This is a genomic window from Pseudomonas sp. FP215 (assembly GCF_030687795.1).
Classification (GTDB): domain Bacteria; phylum Pseudomonadota; class Gammaproteobacteria; order Pseudomonadales; family Pseudomonadaceae; genus Aquipseudomonas; species Aquipseudomonas salmasensis.
Genome location: NZ_CP117447.1, coordinates 4925391 through 4940589, shown reverse-complemented (window position 1 = coordinate 4940589; position 15199 = coordinate 4925391). Strand labels below are relative to the sequence as shown.

Sequence of the window (15199 nt, the reverse complement as noted above, 5' to 3'; positions counted from 1 at the left end):
ATTTCAAGTTCACTGCCACTGTAGGAGCGAGCTTGCTCGCGAAAATCGTCAACGATAACGCGGGTTGTCCGTTTAACGCGGTAGGTTGGGGGCGCGAGCAAGAAAGCGCTATGCATCACGCTCGTGCCTGCACGGTCACCCAATAACGCGTAAAACGCCGCACGTTCACCGGCAGGCTGATCTCCAGCAGGTCGAGGATGCGTTCGCTGTCATCCAATGGGTAACTGCCGGACAGCAGCAGGTTGGCCACTTGTGGATCGCAATGGAGCTGGCCGCGACGATAGCGCCCCAGTTCACTCAAGAAGTCTTCAAGGCGCATATGTGCGGCCACCAGCATGCCGTCGGCCCAGGCGCCGCTGTTGGCGTCGGTGGCGCGCGGGGTGTCCCAGCCTTTGCGGGTGAAATTGACTTGGTGCGCGGCGTCGACGCTCAGCGCCAAGCCGTTGTAGCGGTTGGGCATTACCTCGACCTGGCCGGCCAGCACCGCCAGTTGGGTGTGGTCGTTGAACTGGCGCACATTCAAGCGCGCCGCCTGGCTGCTGAGCAGGCCCTGGCCGGTCAGCACGTGCAACGGCGCCTGGCCTGCGCGGGCGGTGAGCAGGATTTCACCTTCAAGCAGGCGCACCAGGCGCTGTTGGCCGTCGAAATGCACATCCACGGCGCTGCCGGTGTTGAGTTGCAACTGGCTGCCGTCGGCCAATTGCACCGTGCGGCGTTGGCCCACCGGGCTGCGATAGTCAGCCGTCAGCGGCGGCAGGATATGTTGCTGGCGCAGGCTCCAGGCGGCGGCCGAACCGGCACCCAGAATCAACAGCAATTTAAGCGCCTGACGCCGGCTGCTGGAGGTGGGCGCGTTCAACGCCGCATGGGCCAGGGGCGAGGGCACGCCGCGTAGGCGTTGGTTGACGCGCTGGATCTGCTCCCACGCGCGTTGGTGTTCGCTGTGGGCATTCAACCATTGCTGCCAGGCCGCCTGCTGGCGTGGGTTGAGCGCGCCTTGCTGCATTTCCAGCAACCAGTGCACGGCTTGTTCGGCGACTTGGCTGGAGACGTTCATAGGGCGAAGTAGCAGCGCATGGCCGCTTTGGTCAGGTGGCGTTTGACGGTGGCGATGGAGATGCCCAGTTGCGCGCCGATTTGCGCGTAGGTCAGGCCGTCGAGTTGGGCCAGCAGGAAGGCGCGTTTGACCTGCTTGGGCAAGCCGTCAAGCAGTTGGTCGAGTTCCAGCAAGGTTTGCAGGATGATTGCGCGGTCTTCTTCCGACGGCGCCACGTGTTCGGGCATCTGCGCCAAGGTCTCGAGGTAGGCGCGTTCCAGGTCCTGACGGCGGTAGAAGTTGAACAGCACACGCTTGGCCACGGTGGTGAGGAAGGCGCGCGGTTCGATCAGCGTTGGCGTATCCCGGGCACTGAGCACGCGGATAAAGGTGTCTTGCGCCAGGTCGGCCGCGTTGTCCGGGCAGCCGAGCTTGCGTCGCAACCAGCCGGTGAGCCAGTGGTGATGGTCGTTGTACAACACTTCGACGGGATTGGACGGCTGCAACGCGATCACTCCGCAAGCATTCGATATGCTTTAGAGAACAAGAATTGTTCGCATTGTAGGGCCCGTGACCAGGTTCGGCAATCGGCCAAGGCAGGTGATTCATCCGTTCTCTTTTGCATATGAGAATATTTATCATTAATATTGCGCGCTGATGAACCAGGCGCCTGCCGCATGAAAAGTAAAACCTCATTGCCCGCTTCCTACCGCCTCGCTGTCACCTCGCGCGTGCTGGCGGCGGTGATTGGCGGTTACCTGATGGCCTCACTGGCCGCCATTTGCCTGGCGCTCTGGCTGCCTACGTCCCGCGCAGATGCGGTGGTCACCGGCATGATGAGTTCGTTTGTGTTTTACCTGTTGGCGGTGCTCTGGTGTTTTGCCTGCCGCACGGCCTGGCGCGCCTGGGTAGGGGTGATGGTGCCGAGTGCGCTGTTGGCCACCCTGGCCGGCATTGGTTTCTGGATGGCTCGCACATGAAAGAGGGCTTTCGCCAGGCCATGGCCTGGTTGCACACCTGGGCGGGCTTGATCTTCGGTTGGCTGCTGTTCGCGATTTTCCTGACCGGCACCCTGGCCTATTTCAACGATGAAATAACCCACTGGATGCAGCCCGAAGTGCAGGCCCATCCCCTGGACGATGGGCGCAGCCTCGCCGTGGCGCAAAGCTACCTGCAACAGCAGGCACCCACCGCCGCGCGCTGGTTCATTACCTTGCCAACCCGCCGCGACCCCGGCCTATCGGTGATGTGGCAAGACAAGCTCGAGCCCGGCAAGCGCGGCACCTTCATCCAGAAAGTCCTCGACCCCGTCACCGGCCAACCGGTGCAGGCGCGCGAAAGCAAGGGCGGCGAGTTCTTCTATCGTTTCCACTTCCAGCTGCAAATGCCTTACCCCTGGGGCCGCTGGCTGTCGACCATCGCCGCCATGGTGATGTTCGTCGCGCTGATCACCGGCATCATTACCCACAAGAAAATCTTCAAAGACTTCTTCACCTTCCGCCCACGCAAAGGCCAGCGCTCCTGGCTGGACGGGCACAACGCGGTGGGTGTGCTGGTGCTGCCGTTTCACCTGATGATCACCTACAGCAGCCTGGTGATATTCATGAGCATGGTCATGCCCGCGCCCATCGTGGCGTCCTATGGCGACGACAGCCGGGCGTTCTTCAGCGAGTTGTTCCCCGCTACCGACAATCCGCCAGCCCTCGGCCAGCCGGGCAAACTGCTGCCGTTGATGCCGATGTACCAGCAGGCGCGGGAACAGTGGGCGGGCGGGCATGTGGGGCGTGTGGCGGTCAACAACCCCGGCGATGCCAACGCCTCGGTCAATGTGTCTCGCGCCGGCTCCGACAGCGTGGTGCATGCCTCCGGCAGTACCCTGTCGTTCAACGGCACCACTGGCGAGCTGTTGCGAGGCAGTGCCGAGCCGTCTTTGGCGACGGCCATCGGTGGCAGTTTCTACGGTTTGCACATGGGCCATTTCGCCGGCCCGGTGCTGCGCTGGCTGTACTTTATCTGCGGCCTGGCGGGCACGGCGATGATCGGCACGGGCCTGGTGATCTGGCTGGGCAAACGCCAGCTCAAACACGCCAAGGCCGCGGTCATGCCCTTTGAACTGCGCCTGGTGGAGGTGCTGAATATTGCCAGCATGTCCGGATTGATGATCGCCATTGCGGCGTTTTTCTGGGCCAACCGCCTGTTGCCGGTAAACTTCGCTGCGCGTTCCGACTGGGAAGTGCAGGCGTTCTTTATCGCCTGGGGCCTGAGCCTGTTGCACGCCTTGCTGCGGCGCGGTCGCCAGGGTTGGGTTGAGCAACTGAGCCTCGGCGCGCTGTTGTTTGCCGCCATTCCACTGCTTAACGCCATCACCACCTCGCACCACTTGGGCGTCTCCCTGCCAAACGGCGATTGGGCCATGGCCGGCTTCGACCTAACCTGCCTGGCCAGCGGCATGTTCCTGGCGTGGGCGGCGTGGAAGATGCACCACCGCACCGCGCCGCAACCCAAGGCTGAACGTGCCCGCGGGTTGGCACTCAAGCAGCAGGCCCACTGATGCTCCTCGCGCTAATGATGTGCTACGCCGGGTTTACCGCGCTGTGTTTGTCCACCGACCGTCACCACGGCGAATTGCTGCACAGCAAACCCACGCCCACGCGGCGCCTGGGGCTGCGGGTGGGCGGCTGGTTGCTGCTGGCCGTGTCGATCTGGCCGGCGGTGCTTGGCGCCGGTTGGGGCCAGGGCCTGGTGGAGTGGTGCGCGGTGTTGATGCTCAGCGCCTTGCTGCTGGTGTTGCTGCTGCCGTATCGGCCAAGGCTGGCCTTGATCCTGGCGGGCCTCGGCCTGTTGGCCAGCCCTGTTGCGGCGTTCGCCCTATCTTGAGCCGGCCATGATCAGGATCAACCCACCGCCCAATCCCCAGGATAATCCGCACGCGGAGGCGGCCGGTGGGCGTGCGCATTTTTTGCAGGTGTTTTTGTCCCAGCGTTCGCAAATGGAGGCGTTGGTCAGCCGCCGTGTCGGGTGCCGCGCCACGGCAGCCGACTTGGTGCAGGATTTGTTCCTGCGCTTCTGGCGTCGCCCGCTGGTGCAGGTCGAAGAGCTGAGCACCTACCTGCTGCGCTGCGCCGGCAACATCGCCATCGACCACCTGCGCAGCGAAGGCGCACGGGCGCGCAGCAGTGAAGGCTGGCTACCCGAGCAGTCAGACAATCAAGGCTGCGAACCCCAGGCGGCGCTGGAGGCGGGCAATGATCTGCGCCATGTGGAAGCTGCCTTGCGCAGCTTGCCCGAGCGTACCCGCCAGATTTTCCTGCTTAACCGCATTCACGGGCGCAAGTACGCCGAAATCGCCAAGGCCATGGGCCTGTCCCAAAGCGCCGTGGAAAAACATATGATGCGCGCCCTCGAAGCCTGCAAGGCCAGCCTTCGCGAACCCTCGCCGCCACGCACGCCAGGGAAAGCCCCGTGAACGTCACGCCCACGCCCGCCCAGGAACAGGCCGCGCTCGATTGGTTGTGCCTGCTGCATGACCAGCCCAGCAGCGGCGACCAGGCCACGTTCAGCCGCTGGTTGCGCGCAGATCCCGCACACGTGGAGGCCTACTCCCAAGCCCAGGTGCTCTGGGAGTTGAGCGAAGTGCCAGCGCGCCAACTGGCCGATGAGGACGCACTCGCCTTGCAGGTCTACCTCAATACGATCAACGCCTCCAAACGCTCCCGGGTAGCGCGTTGGTCCGGTGCCTTGGCCGTCGCCGCCTGCCTGCTGCTGATGGTATCGATGGGCGCCGGTTGGCAGCCGTCACGCTGGGTCGATGAGTGGGGCGCCGATTATGTAACGGCGCCAGGGCAGGTGAAGACCTTCACCCTGGCCGATCAATCCAAGGTCACCCTCGACGCCGACAGCGCCATTGCGGTGGATTTCAGCCAGGGCGAACGGCACATCCAACTGCGCCGTGGTGCAGGTTTTTTCAGCGTGACCCACACCGGGCAATCCTTCGTGGTGGAGGCGAGCGGCGGTGAAACGCGGGTACTGGGAACGCAGTTTGAAGTGCGCCTGCAACCTGACGGCGCCGAGGTCGCTGTGCTGTCCGGCCGTGTCGGCGTGACGCCCTCAAAACAGGGCCAGCAACAGGTGCTGACCGCGGGCCAGCAAGTGGCCTACGCCCATGGCATTGCCGCTCCTTTGCATGGCGTCGACAGCGCCACACACCTTGCCTGGCGCGAGGGTTGGCTCAACTACTACAAGGCACCCCTGGCCGAGGTGGTCCAGGACCTGCGGCGTTATTACCCCGGCCGCATTCTTCTGCTGAACGAGGACATGGCCGCCAAACGCGTCAGCGGCAGCTTTCCGAGCCAGGACCCGGTCGCGGTCTTGAACGCCTTGCAAGCGGTGCTGGGTTTTGAACAGCACATACTTTTAGGTCGCATGATTGTGCTGCGCTAGGCTTGCGTCGCGGTTTTCGCTGCTGAACCCGTTAGGCAAGGAATACCTCAGCTCGACACGCACGGCGATGATGTCGCTGGTGGCCAACTTCTAAGCCCACCCCCAAGCCCAATGTGCAGAGCTGACGTGTGTGGGAGCTGGCTTGCCTGCGATAGCCATAGGCATCTACACAATTTTGTAGGTTGTAGCAGCCAACGGTAACCACGATGCGAAGCGAGCCGCTCTTGATCTTGCTCTTGATCTGCTTGTGATCTTGATCTTAGGCGCCCCGTTAAACCACGTTGGCCGGAATTCGACAGGGATTTGGGGGGTAAACCGGCAGGGATGCCGGTTTAGCCGCCCCGCGCCATGGATGGCGCGTGGCGGCGGCCCCCCCAAATCACTGGCGGATTACGGGCACACCGAGCCTAGGCGAGGTGCCGAGTGGTGGGGCAAGAGCGTTTTGCTTACTTTTGCGCTTTTCAAAAGTGAGCCGCCGTCAGGGCGGAACCCTAGGCGGCCGTTACCGCAGCAATGGATATGTACACAATCCAACTGTGTTGACTTTCAGGCCGCCTTCGCGAGCAAGCCCGCTCCCACATTTGGATCGCGTTGTATCATTTAGAGAGTCGCTGGCAGTCAGGCCGCCACGGGAGCAAGCTCCCTCGCCACAAGTTCGGTGCAATACCCGAAGTTGTGTAGATACCTATGCTGCGATAGCAGTATGTCAGTCACAGGTATTGAACCTGTTACACCGCCATCGCAGGCAAGCCAGCTTCCACATTTGATAGTGTGTTACTTCAATGCAGCCATGATCGCTTCAGGGTTGTAGTCGCGAATCAAGGTCCCGTTCACATCCACAAACGGAATCCCACCACCGCCCAGCGCCTCATACGCCTTGCGCGCCTGGGCATCCTTCTCGATATCGACGGTCTGGTACGGGATACCCTTCTGGTCCAGAAAACGCCGGATCTGCTTGCAGTACCCACACCACTCGGTGGCATAGAGCACCACCCGCGCAGAGGCGCGTACCTGCTCCGGTGCCACCTGGGACGGGTTGAACAGCCGCTCGACCTTGCCCCAGTTCTGGATCGCAACCACCACCAGCAATACCAGCAGGACTTTCTTGAGCACCCCGCCCAGCATCAGTTACGGCGCTTGAGCTGGTCGGTCAGTTGGGTCGGCAGGCCTTTGATGATCAAGGTGCCGGCAGCTTCGTCGTACTCAATCTTGTCGCCCAGCAGGTGCGCTTCAAAGCTGATGGACAAGCCCTCGGCGCGCCCGGTGAAGCGGCGGAACTGGTTAAGGGTGCGTTTATCGGCCGGGATTTCCGGCGACAGGCCGTAATCCTTGTTGCGGATATGGTCGTAGAAGGCTTTTGGCCGATCTTCATCGATCAACCCGGAGAGCTCTTCCAGGCCCATGGGTTCGCCGAGCTTGGCCTGGCTGCTGGCGTAGTCCACCAGGGTCTTGGTTTTCTCGCGGGCGGACTCGTCGGGCAGGTCTTCGCTTTCTACGAAGTCACTGAACGCCTTGAGCAGGGTGCGGGTTTCGCCCGGGCCGTCGACGCCTTCCTGGCAGCCGATAAAGTCGCGGAAATACTCCGAGACCTTCTTGCCGTTCTTGCCTTTGATGAAGGAGATGTACTGCTTGGACTGCTTGTTGTTCTGCCACTCGGAGACGTTGATACGCGCCGCCAGGTGCAACTGGCCCAGGTCCAGGTGGCGCGAGGGCGTCACGTCCAGCTCGTCGGTCACCGCCACGCCTTCGCTGTGGTGCAGCAGGGCGATGGCCAGGTAGTCGGTCATGCCTTGCTGGTAGTGGGCAAACAGCACGTGGCCGCCGGTGGAGAGGTTGGATTCCTCCATCAGCTTTTGCAGGTGCTCAACCGCCGTGCGGCTGAAGGTGGTGAAGTCCTGGCCACCGTCAAAGTAGTCCTTCAACCAGCCACTGAACGGGTGCGCGCCGGACTCGGCATGGAAGAAACCCCAGGCCTTGCCTTGTTTGGCGTTGTAGCTCTCGTTGAGGTCGGCAAGCATGTTCTCGATGGCGGCGGACTCGGCCAGTTCCGTGTCGCGGGCGTGAAGAACTGCGGGTGTGCCGTCGGGTTTTTTGTCGATCAGGTGGACGATGCAATGACGGATCGGCATAGGCTTCTCGGCTGGTTGAAGGGGGAGCGGTTGGCCTCCCCGAAAAGTCGCCCAGTGTACCGCACCCATTGGTCAAGACGTGCCTCGAACGGCATTTTGCACGCCCTCCGACTGGCCATATGCCTTTTTTTCACGGTTTAGAGCGATAAAGCTGACCAAATGGGTATGTTGAGGCGGATATTTCCCCGTCTCTGTGCTAGTTTTGCCCCGTCTTACGCCACGTCTCGGCGTTAAGCGTGCATTCAGCATTTGTCAGGTCGAACCAATCCCCGTTTCAAGCATCTATAACCCCGATCTCCGTGGTTATGGCCGGGGATGCCAGGCCATGACGGTCGGGCTCGACGGCTGACACTGCACTCTGCAATCCATATGAATTTGATAGGGAAGGAACACCACAATGGCTATTACTAAAGACCAACTGATCGCTGACCTGGCTGAAGCAGTAGACGCACCGAAAACTACCGTGCGTGCTCTGCTGGACCAACTGAGCCAAGTTGTTGCTGATCAGCTGGAAAATGGCGGCGAAATCACTCTGCCAGGCGTTGGCAAACTGAAAGTGACCGAGCGTCCTGCCCGTACTGGCCGTAACCCTTCGACTGGCGCTGCCATCGAAATCGCTGCCAAGAAAGTTATCAAGCTGGTTGTGGCTAAAGGCCTGACCGACGCTGTTAACAAGTAAGACGCAGCAAAAAAAACCGTGCTTCGGAGTGATCCGGGCACGGTTTTTTATTGCCTGCGATTTTATTGTGTGGCGGGCTTATCGAACCCAGCGCTGGCGCCAGATCTGCTGCTCGTTCTTGGTCTGGAAGGTCCAGGCCACAAAGCGGCTCTGCTTCTGCCCCTGGGACATCTCCACCACCTGGCTTTCCAGCACGCCGGCTTTTTTCAGTGCCGTTTCGATCGCCGGCAGGTTGGAGGCTTTGGACACCAGGGTGCTGAACCACAGCACTTTATGCGCAAAGTGCGCGCTTTCGGCGATCAATTGGGTCACAAACCGCGCTTCGCCGCCTTCACACCACAGTTCGGCCGATTGACCTCCGAAGTTGAGCACCGGCAACTTGCGTTTCGGGTCGGCCTTGCCCAAGGCGCGCCATTTACGCTCGCTGCCTTTGGTGGCTTCGTCCATGGACGCATGGAAGGGCGGGTTGCACATCGTAAGGTCAAAGCGCTCACCCGGCTCCAGCAGGCCCAACAGGATCTGCTTGGGGTTGGGTTGCTGGCGCAACTGGATGACCTTGCTCAGGTCGTTGGATTGCACGATGGCCTTGGCAGCGGACACGGCGATCGGGTCGACCTCCGAGCCGAGGAAGTTCCAGCGGTACTCCATATAGCCAATCAGTGGGTAGACGCAGTTGGCGCCCATACCGACGTCCAGCACCTTGACGATCGAACCGCGCGGGATCTTGCCGTCGTTGACGCTGGCCAGCAGGTCGGCGAGGAAATGCACGTAGTCAGCACGCCCCGGCACCGGCGGGCACAGGTAATCGGCCGGGATATCCCAATGCTGGATGCCATAGAACGACTTGAGCAACGCCCGGTTGAACACCCGCACCGCATCCGGGCTGGCGAAGTCGATGCTCTCTTTGCCGTAGGGATTGATGATCACGAATTTGGCCAATTCAGGCGTGGTCTTGATCAGCGCCGGGAAGTCGTAACGGCCCGTGTGGCGGTTGCGCGGGTGCAGAGTGGCCTCTTTGCGCGGCGCGACGGGTTTGGCCGTGGCGGCGGTTTTAGGCTTCTTGCGCGGTGGTTTGGGCGTAGTGGGGGCGGTCATGATGATTCTGGTGTTGGCTCAAAGTGGTGGGCATTGTCACACATTCTTGAACACAACTCGGTCAAATGTGGGAGCTGGCTTGCCTGCGATGCAGGCGACTGGGTGTATCAGGCAGACCGAGGTGATGCTATCGCAGGCAAGCCAGCTCCCACAGGGATAGGGTTCAGAGTCGGAAATGGTGTCGTTTTTCTGGACAAAAAAAGAGGCCCGAAGGCCTCTTTCTCTACACGGCTTCCCCTTACAGGCTGGAAATCCGCGCATGTTGCTCCGCCAGCTTGCCCAAGGCCTGTTCAGCCTCGGCCAACTTGGCGCGTTCTTTCTCGATCACTTCAGCCGGCGCCTTGTCGACGAACGCCGCGTTGGACAGCTTGCCGCCCACTCGCTGCACTTCGCCTTGCAGGCGCGCAATTTCCTTGTCGAGACGGGCCAGTTCCGCGCCCTTGTCGATCAGGCCGGCCATTGGCACCAGCACTTCCATTTCACCCACCAACGCAGTGGCGGACAACGGTGCTTCGGCACCGGCAGCCAATACGGTGATCGACTCCAGCTTGGCCAGCTTCTTGAGCAGCGCGTCGTTCTCGCTGAGGCGACGCTGATCTTCGGCACTGGCGTTCTTGACGAACACGGCCAACGGCTTGCCCGGCCCGATGTTCATCTCGGCGCGGATGTTGCGCGTGCCGAGCATCAGGGTCTTGAGCCATTCGATATCGCTTTCGGCGGCCTCATCGATGCGCGCTTCGTTGGCCACCGGCCAAGGTTGCAGCATGATGGTCTTGCCTCCGATACCGGCCAGCGGCGCCAGGCGCTGCCAGATTTCTTCGGTGATGAACGGCATGAAAGGGTGCGCCAGGCGCAACGCCACTTCCAGCACACGCACCAGGGTGCGACGGGTGCCGCGCTGGCGCTCGACCGGCGCGTTTTCGTCCCACAGTACCGGCTTGGACAGTTCCAGGTACCAGTCGCAATACTGGTTCCAGATGAACTCGTACAGGGCCTGTGCGGCCAGGTCGAAACGGAACTGGTCGAGCTGGCGGGTCACTTCGGCTTCGGTGCGCTGCAACTGCGAGATGATCCAGCGATCCGCCAGGCTCAGTTCAACGGCTTCGCCGTTCTGGCCGCAGTCTTCGCCTTTGTCCAGCACGTAGCGCGCCGCGTTCCAGATCTTGTTGCAGAAGTTGCGATAGCCTTCGACGCGGCCCATGTCGAACTTGATGTCGCGACCGGTGGAGGCCAGCGAGCAGAAGGTGAAGCGCAGGGCGTCGGTGCCGTAGCTGGCGATGCCGTCGGCGAATTCGTCGCGGGTCTGCTTCTCGATCTTTTTCGCCAGTTTCGGCTGCATCAGTCCCGAGGTGCGTTTCTGCACCAGGGTTTCCAGGTCGATGCCGTCGATGATGTCCAGCGGGTCCAGGACGTTGCCCTTGGACTTGGACATCTTCTGGCCCTGGCCGTCGCGTACCAGGCCGTGTACGTACACGGTCTTGAACGGTACCTGCGGGGTGCCGTCTTCGTTCTTCACCAAGTGCATGGTGAGCATGATCATCCGGGCAACCCAGAAGAAAATGATGTCGAAGCCGGTGACCAGCACGTCGGTGGAGTGGAATTTCTTCAGGAACTCGGTCTGCTGCGGCCAGCCCAGGGTCGAGAAGGTCCACAGGCCCGAACTGAACCAGGTGTCCAGTACGTCGTTGTCCTGTTGCAGCGCGATGTCCGCGCCGAGGTTGTGCTTGGCGCGCACTTCGGCTTCGTCGCGGCCTACATAGACCTTGCCCGATTCGTCGTACCAGGCCGGAATACGGTGGCCCCACCACAGCTGACGGCTGATGCACCAGTCCTGGATGTCACGCATCCACGAGAAGTACATGTTTTCGTACTGTTTAGGCACGAACTGGATGCGGCCATCTTCAACGGCGGCAATCGCAGGCTCGGCCAGCGGCTTGGTGGACACGTACCACTGGTCGGTCAGCCACGGCTCGATCACGGTGCCGGAGCGGTCGCCCTTGGGCACTTTCAGGCCATGGTCGTCAACGCTGACCAGCAAGCCGGCGGCGTCGAAGGCGGCAACGATCTGCTTGCGCGCTTCAAAACGGTCGAGGCCTGCGTATTCAGCCGGGATCTTGCCGTCGATGCTGTCGTTGAGCGAGCCGTCCAGGTTGAACACCTGGCAGGCCGGCAATACGGCGGCATTTTTGTCGAAGATGTTCAGCAGCGGCAGGTTGTGGCGCTTGCCGACTTCATAGTCGTTGAAATCGTGGGCCGGGGTGATTTTCACGCAGCCGGTGCCGAATTCAGGGTCGCAATAGTCGTCCGCGATGATCGGGATACGGCGGCCAACCAAGGGCAGTTCGACGAACTTGCCGATCAGCGCCTGGTAGCGCTCGTCGTTCGGGTTAACGGCGACGGCGGCATCGCCGAGCATGGTTTCCGGACGGGTGGTGGCGACGATCAGGTAATCGTTGCCTTCAGCGGTCTTGGCGCCGTCGGCCAGCGGGTACTTGAGGTTCCACAGGAAGCCTTTCTCGTCGTGGTTTTCCACTTCGAGGTCGGAAATGGCCGTGTGCAACTTGGTGTCCCAGTTGACCAGGCGCTTGCCGCGGTAGATCAGGCCGTCTTCGTGCAGGCGCACGAAGGCTTCTTTTACGGCTTCGGACAGGCCGTCGTCCATGGTGAAGCGCTCGCGGCTCCAGTCTACGGACGAACCCAGGCGACGGATCTGACGGCTGATATTGCCGCCGGACTGGTCCTTCCATTCCCAGACTTTCTCCAGGAATTTCTCGCGACCCAGGTCGTGACGGTTCTGGCCGGTGGCTTCCAGTTGGCGTTCCACCAGCATCTGGGTGGCGATACCGGCGTGGTCGGTGCCCGGTTGCCACAGGGTGTCGCGACCCTGCATGCGGCGGAAACGGATCAACGCATCCATGATCGCATTGTTGAAGCCATGGCCCATGTGCAGGCTGCCAGTGACGTTCGGTGGCGGAATCATGATGGTGTACGAGTCGCCCGCACCTTGTGGGGCGAAATAGTTCTCGGACTCCCAGGTGTTGTACCAGGAAGTTTCGATAGCGTGGGGCTGGTAGGTCTTATCCATGCGCGGCGGGACCCTAGTTGGCATTTATTCAGGAAAGCCGGCAAGTATAACGGGGGATAGGGGCGAGGGCGAGGTGAAGACGGTTTAAGACCGATGCAGAATTAATGTGGGAGCTGGCTTGCCTGCGATGGCGGTGTTTCAGTCAGCATCTTCGCCGGCTGATGCGCCGCCATCGCAGGCAAGCCAGCTCCCACAGGGATTGGGGCATCTTCAGTTCTGGTATTGGCTGAGCAACCGCTCCATCCGCGCATCCATCCGACGCTTGATCTCAGCCTCGATATGCGGGGCAAAGTCATCGATCACATCCTGCATGATCAATTGCGCAGCGGCGCGCAGTTCGTTGTCCAGGTGCAGCAACAGCGCGTCCGGGGCTTTTTCGGCGGCGGGAGCGGGTTCTGCAACCACAGGTTCCGGGGCGGCAGGCTTGCCGCCGACCATGTCGAACAACAGCGGAATCTGTACCTCGCCCTCGACCGTGTCGGTCAGCAGCGGCGGTTGCAGGTTGTCATCACCCAGCAACTGACGGATCGACTCCAGGTCATCCAGCAGGTGGTCGTCTTTTTTCAGCGGGTTGGGAGTGTCCATCATGTACTCAAAGTCGTTGTAGCCGGTGATCTTGCAGAGGATAGCCCTGTTCACGGTAGAAACGGAAACTCTCCCGCGCAGCCTGACGAATAGCCGGGTCTTCGACCACCACTTCCGCCACACGGGCGAACGCTTTGGCAAAGGCCGGTACTTTCAGGTCGAGGTTGACCAGCAAATCATGGTGATCGCCGCAATTATCCCCCAAACCCAGCACAACCAGGCTTTCGGGTTCGGATTCGGCGGGGCCGTGAGGCACGAAGCTCTCGCCCTTGAAGCGCCACAGGCGGGCATCGAGTTCGTCACGTTGGGCGGCATCGCTGCAATGCAGGTAGATGCGATGGCCCATGCGCCAGGCTTTTTCGGTGAGTTTGCAGGCAAAGTCCAGGCGCGCGAGAGGATCGGCGCTGGGCAATATATAGAAGTCGACTTGGGGCATTGGAAATCCTGGGGGGCGCCAGTCCTGTAGGAGCGAGCTTGCTCGCGAAAAACCTGAGGGCAACGCATTCATCCAGGATGAACGCGTTGTCAAAGGCGATCTTCGCGAGCAAGCTCGCTCCTACAAAAGGGCCGGGGCCGCTTAAGCTTTGGCGCGATCCAGCAGGTATTGGGTCAGCAGGGGCACCGGACGGCCAGTGGCGCCCTTGTCCTTGCCGCCGCTGGTCCAGGCCGTACCGGCGATGTCCAGGTGCGCCCAGTTGAAGTTCTTGGCAAAGCGCGACAGGAAGCAGGCCGCGGTGATGGTGCCGGCTTTCGGGCCGCCGATGTTGGCGATGTCGGCAAACGGGCTGTCGAGCTGTTCCTGGTACTCATCGAACAGCGGCAGTTGCCAGGCGCGGTCGTCGGCAGCCTTGCCAGCGCTGAGCAATTGCTCGATCAGTTCGTCGTTGTTGCCCAGCAGGCCCGAGGTGTGGGAGCCCAGGGCCACGATGCAGGCACCGGTCAGGGTGGCGATGTCGATCACAGCCTGAGGCTTGAAGCGCTCGGCGTAGGTGAGGGCGTCGCACAGCACCAGACGGCCTTCGGCGTCGGTGTTGAGGATCTCCACAGTCTGGCCGCTCATGGTGGTGACGATATCGCCCGGGCGCGCAGCGCCGCCGCTCGGCATGTTCTCGGCACAGGCCAAAATGCACACCAGGTTGATCGGCAGCTTGAGCTCAAGCACGGCGCGCAGGGTGCCGAACACGCTGGCGGCGCCGCCCATGTCGTACTTCATCTCGTCCATGCCGGCGCCCGGCTTGAGGCTGATGCCGCCGGTGTCGAAGGTGATGCCTTTACCTACCAGGGCGTAAGGCTTCTCGGACTTCTTGCCGCCGTTGTATTGCATCACGATCAGGCGTGGCGGCTGGTCGCTGCCCTGGCCCACGGCATAGAACGAGCCCATGCCCAGGTCCTTGATCTTCTTCTCGTCCAGCACTTCAACCTTCAAGCCCTTGAACTCTTTGCCCAATGCCTTGGCCTGTTCGCCCAGGAATGTCGGGTGGCAGATGTTCGGCGGCAGGTTGCCCAGGTCGCGAGTGAACGACATGCCGTTGGCGATGGCCTGGGCGTGGGTGACGGCGCGCTGGACTTCAGCCTGGGCGGCCTTGATGGTCAGCAGGGTGATTTTCTTCAGGGCGCGGGGTTCGGCTTTCTGGCTCTTGAACTGGTCGAAAATATAGCCGCCGTCTACCAGCGACTCGGCCAGCAGGCGGGTCTTGCCGTAGCTGTCGCGGCCCTTGACCACGATTTCATCGAGTGCCAGCACCGCATCGCTGCCGCCCAGGCCCTTGAGGGTGGTGAGGATGCTGCTGACGATCTTGCGAAACGGACGGTCGCCCAGTTCGGCATCCTTGCCCACGCCCACCAGCAAAACGCGCTCGGCCTTAAGGTTGGGCAGGCTCTGCAGCAGCAGGCTCTGGCCGACTTTGCCGGCCAGGTCGCCGCGCTTGAGCACAGCGCTGATAGCGCCGCCGCTCAGTTCATCCAGTTGCTTGGCGGCGACGCCGAGTGTGCGGCCTTCGCCGACAGCGACCACGAGGGTGGCGGTTTTCAACGTTTCGGGGCTAACGCTTTTTACAACCAATTCCATTTTCGGGTCCCTTATCAAGGTCTGTGAGCCGGGAGCTTGTACTCCGGCTTTAAAGCTCGGCAGCGTTGTAAACCGCCAGCGA

The 15199-nt window shown here is 61.5% G+C and carries 15 protein-coding genes; 6 read left to right on the top strand and 9 right to left on the bottom strand.

Annotated features, from left to right (window positions below; all coding sequences use genetic code 11):
• Positions 1-115 precede the first annotated feature (115 nt).
• Positions 116-1057: a FecR domain-containing protein gene (locus PSH76_RS22380; RefSeq protein ID WP_278915600.1), complete on the bottom strand. Its 942-nt coding sequence runs from the start codon at positions 1055-1057 to the stop codon at positions 116-118.
• Positions 1054-1542, bottom strand: a complete 489-nt coding sequence (locus PSH76_RS22375) for a sigma-70 family RNA polymerase sigma factor (RefSeq protein WP_305492938.1) — start codon at positions 1540-1542, stop codon at positions 1054-1056. Before PSH76_RS22375 ends, PSH76_RS22380 begins: the two co-directional genes overlap by 4 nt.
• Before the next feature lie 171 nt (positions 1543-1713).
• On the opposite strand from PSH76_RS22375, the gene PSH76_RS22370 reads away from it, so the two are divergent.
• Genes PSH76_RS22370 through PSH76_RS22350 form a run of 5 tightly spaced genes read left to right on the top strand, consistent with a single transcriptional unit; the run spans position 1714 to position 5476 of the window.
• Complete coding sequence (locus tag PSH76_RS22370; RefSeq protein ID WP_305492937.1) at positions 1714-2016, top strand: DUF3649 domain-containing protein; 303 nt, start codon at positions 1714-1716, stop codon at positions 2014-2016.
• On the top strand, positions 2013-3587 hold the full coding sequence (locus tag PSH76_RS22365; protein ID WP_305492936.1) for a PepSY domain-containing protein: 1575 nt from the start codon (positions 2013-2015) through the stop codon (positions 3585-3587). The genes PSH76_RS22370 and PSH76_RS22365 overlap by 4 nt, the downstream gene beginning before the upstream one ends.
• The gene (locus tag PSH76_RS22360) at positions 3587-3913 is read left to right on the top strand and encodes a DUF3325 domain-containing protein (protein WP_305492935.1); all 327 of its coding nucleotides are present in this window, start codon (positions 3587-3589) and stop codon (positions 3911-3913) included. Before PSH76_RS22365 ends, PSH76_RS22360 begins: the two co-directional genes overlap by 1 nt.
• Positions 3914-3923: 10 nt before the next feature.
• Complete coding sequence (locus PSH76_RS22355; protein ID WP_032897601.1) at positions 3924-4502, top strand: RNA polymerase sigma factor; 579 nt, start codon at positions 3924-3926, stop codon at positions 4500-4502.
• On the top strand, positions 4499-5476 hold the full coding sequence (locus PSH76_RS22350) for a FecR family protein (protein ID WP_305492934.1): 978 nt from the start codon (positions 4499-4501) through the stop codon (positions 5474-5476). Before PSH76_RS22355 ends, PSH76_RS22350 begins: the two co-directional genes overlap by 4 nt.
• A gap of 774 nt (positions 5477-6250) precedes the next feature.
• Here the strand turns inward: PSH76_RS22350 and PSH76_RS22345 are convergent.
• Positions 6251-6601: a glutaredoxin family protein gene (locus tag PSH76_RS22345; protein ID WP_305492933.1), complete on the bottom strand. Its 351-nt coding sequence runs from the start codon at positions 6599-6601 to the stop codon at positions 6251-6253.
• Complete coding sequence (gene yejK, locus PSH76_RS22340) at positions 6601-7605, bottom strand: nucleoid-associated protein YejK (RefSeq protein WP_032893412.1); 1005 nt, start codon at positions 7603-7605, stop codon at positions 6601-6603. Before yejK ends, PSH76_RS22345 begins: the two co-directional genes overlap by 1 nt.
• Positions 7606-8002: 397 nt before the next feature.
• On the opposite strand from yejK, the gene PSH76_RS22335 reads away from it, so the two are divergent.
• The gene (locus tag PSH76_RS22335; RefSeq protein ID WP_003188840.1) at positions 8003-8284 is read left to right on the top strand and encodes an HU family DNA-binding protein; all 282 of its coding nucleotides are present in this window, start codon (positions 8003-8005) and stop codon (positions 8282-8284) included.
• Between the two features lie 78 nt (positions 8285-8362).
• Here the strand turns inward: PSH76_RS22335 and rlmF are convergent, their stop codons facing one another.
• From rlmF to PSH76_RS22310, 5 genes are all read right to left on the bottom strand, one after another.
• Entirely contained in the window at positions 8363-9379 is a 1017-nt protein-coding gene (rlmF, locus tag PSH76_RS22330) for a 23S rRNA (adenine(1618)-N(6))-methyltransferase RlmF (protein ID WP_044272050.1), read from the bottom strand.
• 238 nt (positions 9380-9617) lie between these two features.
• On the bottom strand, positions 9618-12464 hold the full coding sequence (locus tag PSH76_RS22325; protein ID WP_305492932.1) for a valine--tRNA ligase: 2847 nt from the start codon (positions 12462-12464) through the stop codon (positions 9618-9620).
• A 210-nt stretch (positions 12465-12674) separates the two neighbouring features.
• The gene (locus tag PSH76_RS22320; RefSeq protein WP_032893407.1) at positions 12675-13049 is read right to left on the bottom strand and encodes a hypothetical protein; all 375 of its coding nucleotides are present in this window, start codon (positions 13047-13049) and stop codon (positions 12675-12677) included.
• Positions 13050-13056: 7 nt separating this feature from the next.
• Positions 13057-13485 (bottom strand): DNA polymerase III subunit chi, encoded by a 429-nt coding sequence (locus tag PSH76_RS22315; protein ID WP_044272057.1) that lies wholly within the window; start codon positions 13483-13485, stop codon positions 13057-13059.
• Between the two features lie 141 nt (positions 13486-13626).
• Positions 13627-15117, bottom strand: a complete 1491-nt coding sequence (locus PSH76_RS22310) for a leucyl aminopeptidase (RefSeq protein WP_032893406.1) — start codon at positions 15115-15117, stop codon at positions 13627-13629.
• Positions 15118-15199 lie beyond the last annotated feature (82 nt).